Genomic DNA, 6037 nt, shown 5'->3' on the forward strand with positions numbered 1-6037 from the left:
TGCCCGCGCGACGAACGTGCGCTGGCCGAGCACCTTGCCGTCGAGCGTCAGCGTCGCGCGCGCGGTCACCGCGCCGTGGCTCTGCGACTGCCCGTCGAACACCTGTTCGAATTCGTTCAGGTCGACCTTGAGGGTCGGCGCGCGCACGCCGTCGGCCCCCTCGAGCACCGCGCCGCGCGACGACAGCGCGCCGCGCAGCCGCTGCGTGAGCAGTTGCGCGGGCGGCGCGGTCCAGCGGCTGTCACGATAGGCGGCCACGTGCTGCGCATCCGCGTAGGCAAGGCGGTACGCGAACTTGTCCGAGTCGAGCGCGTCGGGCGCGACGACGTCGAGCACCTTCAGCGCGGGGCCCGAACCGGCCGTCACGACCGACGACGGTGGCCCGAGGTCGTAGCGAACATTCGACAGCACCGCGCTGTTGCCGGCGCAGCCGGCCACCAGCGCGAGCGTCAGCACGGCAAGCGCGGCCGCGGCGGGACGCAGCGCGCGGTCAAGGATTCGTGGCATGGCATGTTCCTGCATGAGGTTTCCGGTTTCGATGGGCGTCATGGCCCGGCCGTTTCCGGCCGGACGGTCGATGGATGCGCGCTTCATTTCCCGGCGGTCGCACCGGGCCAGACGAAGCCTGCTTCGCCGGGCCCCGGCGCCGCGCCGGGCGAACCGAACAACAGACTGCGCGGGTTGCGGCCGAGTTCACCGGCCACGTCCTTCAATTGCCGCGACGCGTCGCCGACGCTGCCGGCCAGCGAATTGAAGCGCGGCAGCGTGTCGTACTGCACGCGCGCGTTCAGGTCGTTCAGCGCGACGCCGACCTGCTCGGCGGCCGTACCGGCCTTGTTCAGGTTCGACACGAGCGGCCCGTTCGGCTGCAGCAGCGTGTTCGCCGACGCCATCGCGCGATTCACCTCGTGCATCGTCTCCGGCAGCGCGGTAACCGCCGGACCGAGCTGCTTCGTCAGCGTCGCCGCGCCGTCGGCCGCGTGCTGCAGGCTCTCTGCCGTCGCACGCAACTGCTCGCGCATCTCGGGCGACATCAGCGCGTTCGCGCTCTTGGCCGCCAGCTCGAGCTGGCGCAGCAGCACGTCGCCGCGCTCCTGGATCTGGTCGAACAGGCTCGGCCGCATCGGGATCTGCGCGATCGACTTCGCCGACGACGGCAGCGGCGCCAGGTCGCGCCCCGTATCCTCGAGCTGCACGAACGCGATGCCCGTCACTCCCTGGAAGCCGAGGCTGCCGTAGGTCGACTGCGTGATCGGCGCGTCGTGGTCGACGAGGATGCGGATCCGGATCTGGCCCGGATGCGTGCGGTCGAAACCGATCGACTGCACCTTGCCGACGTCGAGGCCGCGAAAACGCACGGCCGCGTCCGGGAACAGCCCCGTCACATTGGTGCGCGCGAGCAGGTCGTACGGCACGCGAACGGTGCGGTCGACGTTGAACCAGAACACGGTGCCCGCGATCGCGAGCGTCAGCGCGATCGTGAACAGGCCGGCCCAGAACGCATGTGATTTGTTTTCCATCAGAGGGTTCCTTGTCCTTGCCTGTTACAGCTCGACGCTCGACAGCGCCGGTTCGAGGGCCGCCTTCGGCAGCTTCGCGCGCCGCTCGGGCGGCAGCGCCTGCAATGCGCGGCGCCCGCGCAGCCCCAGGAAATATTCGTGAATGAACGGATGGTCGACGTTCGCGGCCTCCTCGACAGGCGCGGCGACCAGCACCTTGCGGTCGGCCAGCACCGCGACGCGGGTCGACAGCGCGACCATCGTGTCGAGATCGTGCGTCACCATCACGACGGTCAGCCCCAGCGTGCGGTGCAGCGTCGCGATCAGTTCGACGAATTCGTCCGACGCCTGCGGATCGAGGCCGGCCGTCGGCTCGTCGAGGAACAGCAGCTCGGGCTCGAGCGCGATCGCGCGCGCGATGCCGACCCGCTTCACCATCCCGCCCGACAGCGCGGCCGGCATCTTCGACGCGTGCTTGCACGGCAGGCCGACCATCTCGAGCTTCAGCATCACGATGTCGTGCAGCAGGTCCGGCGGCACGCGGCCAAGCTCGCGCAGCGGCTGCGCGACGTTGTCGAACACCGTCATCGACGAGAACAGCGCGCCCTGCTGGAACAGCATCCCCGAGCGCGTGCGCATCATCCGCGCGCTCGCGTCGTCGATCGTCGCCGTATCCTCGCCGAATACCTTGATCGTGCCCGACGTCGGCCGCTCGAGGCCGAGGATCTGCCGCACGAGCGTCGTCTTGCCGGAGCCCGAGCCGCCGACGATCGACACGATCTCGCCGCGCCGCACGTCGAAGTCGAGCTTCTGGTGAATGATGTTGCGCCCGTAGCGCTTGGTCAGGTTGCGCACCTCGATCACGAGGTCGCCGGCGTCGGCCTCCCCGGCCGGCCGCGGGCCGACCGACCCGGCGCCGATGGCCGCCGCATGCGCGGTCGTTTCGTTCGATGCGTTCATCCGAGCCCCACGTTCTGGAACAGGATCGCGAACACCGCGTCGGCAAGGATCACGACCGTGATCGACGACACGACCGACGTGGTCGTGCCTTCGCCGAGGCTCTGCGAGTTCGCCTTGATCCGGAAGCCGAAATGGCACGCGACCAGTGCGATCAGCATGCCGAACACGACGCCCTTGCCGACGCCGATGTACAGGTTCGCGATCGGCACGACGCCCGGCAGCGAGCGCACGAAATAGTTGACGTCGATCCCGAGCACGAGCTTCGCGGCCAGCGCGCCGCCCGTCAGCGCGATGATGTTGGTCCACATCACGAGCAGCGGCATCGCGATGCCGAGCGCGAGCACGCGCGGCAGGATCAGCCGCAGCCCGTGCGGGATGCCCATCACGCGCATCGCGTCGAGCTCCTCGGTCACGCGCATCACGCCGATCTGCGCGGTGATCGCCGAGCCGGAGCGGCCCGCGACGAGGATCGCCGACAGCACGGGGCCGAGCTCGCGGATCACCGACAGCCCGAGGATGTTCACGATGTAGCGGTTCGCGCCGAACATCTGCAGCTGCTGCGCGGACAGGTAGCTGAGCACGATGCCGATCAGGAACGCGACGAGCGCGGTGATCGGCAGCGCCTGCGCGCCGGCGCTGTAGATGTTCGCCGAGGTTTCCTTCCACGGCATCGTCCGCGGGCGGCGCAGCACCGACAGCGCATCGAGGATCACGAGGCCGAACATCGCGATGCCGCCCTGCAGGTGCTCGCCGAACGCGAAGATCGCCTGGCCGAGCCGCGTGACGGGATCGACGCGCACGAGCCGCTCCGGCGCCTCGCGGCCGCTGTCGAGCCGTTCGATGCGCTCGAAGATCGTGCGCTGCGTGGCGCTCAGCGCGACGCCGGCCGGCAGCTTGCGCCCCCATACGCGCCACAGCGCCTGGCCGCCGACGTGGTCGAGCCGCTCGATGCCGGACAGATCCCATTCGCTCACGCGGCCGGTGGCGATGCCCGCGATGCGGCGCGCCACGGCGCCGCGATTGCGCGCGAGCGCGAGCGCGGTCCACTGGCCGTACAGGCGCACCGTCTGGCCCTGGCCGCCGGCGTCGACCGAGAGGCCGGGAGGAGTCTCGAAGTCCAAGGGCAGGTTGTTTGCAAAAGGATGACAGCGGCCATTGTAGCGAACCGCCCGATGCCGCGACGTGACGATTTCCGCGACCGCACCGGGCGGGGGCGCCCCGCCGCGGCCGCCCGGTCCGGGCCAGCCCGGCGCCGCCTTCTGCCGCGGCCCGATGCCGGCCGCCGGTTGGCGGTTGACCGCTGCCGGCGTCGCGACCTTTCATTCTTCCGTCACGTTTCCTTTCGATACTCTCTCGCGCCGCACATCAGGCCGTCGGCGCGCCGCGCCGCCATTCGCTGCATCCCTCGCGTTTCATAAAACAGAACACCGAACAGGACAACCGATGCGCTTCCCCCCGTTTTCCCGCCGCCACGTACCGGCCGCCGCCGCGCTCGCCAGCCTCGCCTTCGCCCTCGCCGGCTGCGGCGGCGACGACGTCACCGCCACGCAACCGTCACAGCCGCAGGCCCAGACGCCCGTCGGTACGACGGCCACGCTCGCGCTGCTCGAGACGACCGACCTGCACACCAACGTGCTGTCATACGACTATTTCAAGCTCGCCGCCGACAATTCGCTCGGTTTCGAGCGCGTGTCGACGCTGATCGCGCAGGCGCGCAAGCAGTACCCGAACACGCTGCTGCTCGACAACGGCGACACGATCCAGGGCACCGCGCTGTCGGACTACCAGGCGCTCGTGAAGCCGATCGGCTGCGACCAGACGCTCGCGATCTACAAGGTGATGAACGCCGCCAAATTCGACGGCGGCGGAATCGGCAACCACGAGTTCAACTACGGGCTGCCGTACCTGTCGCAGGTGACCGGCAACACGTTCGAGGTCGACGGCCTGCCCGCGCCGGCCCAGCAGAAGAAGTGCGCGGGCCCGACCTTCCCGCAGGTGCTCGCGAACGTGATCAGCGCGAAGACCAACGCGCCGCTGTTCACGCCGTACACGATCCTGACGCGGACGGTGACGGCCACGACGCCGGACGGCAGGACGGTCAGCGCGCCCGTGAAGATCGGCATCATCGGCTTCACACCGCCCGCGATCATGAACTGGGACAAGCGCTGGCTCGACGGCAAGGTCTACACGACCGGCCTGAAGGAAGCCGCCGAGAAGTACATTCCGGAAATGCGCGCGAAGGGCGCCGATCTCGTCGTCGCGATCTCGCACGGCGGCCTCGACAATTCCGCGTACTCGCCGACGATGGAAAACGGCAGTTGGTGGCTGTCGAAGGTGACGGGCATCGACGCGATGCTGATCGGCCACTCGCACCAGGTGTTCCCGGACGCGAACAGCACCGTGTCGCAGTTCAACCTGCCGGGCGTCGACAAGGTCAAGGGCACCGTCAACGGCGTGCCGACCGTGATGGCCAACTACTGGGGCAAGCACCTCGGCGTGATCAAGCTCGGCCTGAAGTTCGACGGCAAGACATGGAGCGTCGACCCGTCGCAGACGACCGTCGAGGCGCGGTCGATCCAGAATGCCGACAAGAGCTACGTCGCGCCCGATCCGTCGGTGTCCGCCGCGATCGCCGCCGAGCACCAGGCGACGATCGACTACGTGAAGACGCCGATCGGCTCGACCGACTACCGGATGAACTCGTACTTCGCGGATGTCGGCGATCCGGGCGCGATCCAGATCGTCAACGAGGCGCAGGCCGACTACGTGAAGACCTACGTGCAGGCGAACCTGCCGCAGTACGCGTCGCTGCCGGTGCTGTCGGTCAGCGCGCCGTTCAAGAGCGGCTTCGGCGGCGGCACCGACTACACCGATGTCGCGCCGGGCGCGCTCGCGATCAACAACGCGGCCGACCTGTACCTGTATCCGAACACCGTGTACGCGGTGAAGGTGAGCGGCGCCGACGTGAAGAACTGGCTCGAGACGGCCGCGAAGCGCTTCAACCGGATCGACCCGACCAAGGCGACCGTGCAGCCGCTCGTCAGCACCTTCCCCGGCTACAACTTCGACATGTTCACGTCGGCCGACCTCGCGTATGAAATCGACGTCACGCAGGCCGTCGGCAGCCGCATCAAGAACCTGACGTACAAGGGCGCGCCGATCGATCCGAACGCGCAGTTCATCGTCGCGACCAACAACTACCGCGCGAGCGGCGGCGGCAACTTCCCGGGCCTCGACGGCAGCAAGACGATCTTCGCGTCGCCCGACGCGAACCGCGACGTGCTGATCGCGTTCATCAAGAAACGCGCCGCGATCACGCGTGCGGCCGACGGCGCGCAGCGCAGCTGGCGCTTCACGAAGCTCGCGAGCTCGGTCGCGCACGTGCAGTTCGCGTCCGCACCGAACCGCCTGGGCGACGCAGCGGCGGCCGGCCTGACCGGCATCACGCAGGTCGCGGCCGACGACGGCTCGGGCAAGAACCTCGCGACCTACGAGATCGACCTCACGCAATGAGACATCCGATGCAACCGATCCGGACGATGCGGCCTGCCGAAACCGGCGTCGCCGCCGCCGCGCGG

Annotated in this window: 5 protein-coding genes; 1 reads left to right on the forward strand and 4 read right to left on the reverse strand. The window is 68.9% G+C overall.

Going from position 1 to position 6037, the window contains the following annotated elements; genetic code table 11:
* The 4 genes from G3N62_RS33835 to G3N62_RS33850 form a co-directional block, all read right to left on the reverse strand.
* On the reverse strand, nucleotides 1–507 hold a 507-nt coding region (locus G3N62_RS33835; RefSeq protein ID WP_206141469.1), incomplete at its 3' end, for an ABC-type transport auxiliary lipoprotein family protein.
* Between the two features lie 83 nt (nucleotides 508–590).
* Nucleotides 591–1520, reverse strand: a complete 930-nt coding sequence (locus G3N62_RS33840; RefSeq protein ID WP_034189193.1) for an MlaD family protein — start codon at nucleotides 1518–1520, stop codon at nucleotides 591–593.
* A gap of 24 nt (nucleotides 1521–1544) precedes the next feature.
* Nucleotides 1545–2459 carry an ABC transporter ATP-binding protein gene (locus G3N62_RS33845; RefSeq protein WP_034189192.1) on the reverse strand — a complete coding sequence of 305 codons (915 nt, stop codon included), beginning with the start codon at nucleotides 2457–2459 and terminating at the stop codon, nucleotides 1545–1547.
* Nucleotides 2456–3649, reverse strand: a complete 1194-nt coding sequence (locus G3N62_RS33850) for an ABC transporter permease (RefSeq protein WP_226194153.1) — start codon at nucleotides 3647–3649, stop codon at nucleotides 2456–2458. Before G3N62_RS33850 ends, G3N62_RS33845 begins: the two co-directional genes overlap by 4 nt.
* Before the next feature lie 253 nt (nucleotides 3650–3902).
* Between G3N62_RS33850 and G3N62_RS33855 the strand changes: the two genes are divergently transcribed.
* Nucleotides 3903–5972 (forward strand): bifunctional 2',3'-cyclic-nucleotide 2'-phosphodiesterase/3'-nucleotidase, encoded by a 2070-nt coding sequence (locus G3N62_RS33855; RefSeq protein ID WP_034189190.1) that lies wholly within the window; start codon nucleotides 3903–3905, stop codon nucleotides 5970–5972.
* Nucleotides 5973–6037 lie beyond the last annotated feature (65 nt).

It is taken from the genome of Burkholderia sp. Tr-20355 (assembly GCF_017104685.1).
GTDB lineage: Bacteria > Pseudomonadota > Gammaproteobacteria > Burkholderiales > Burkholderiaceae > Burkholderia > Burkholderia seminalis.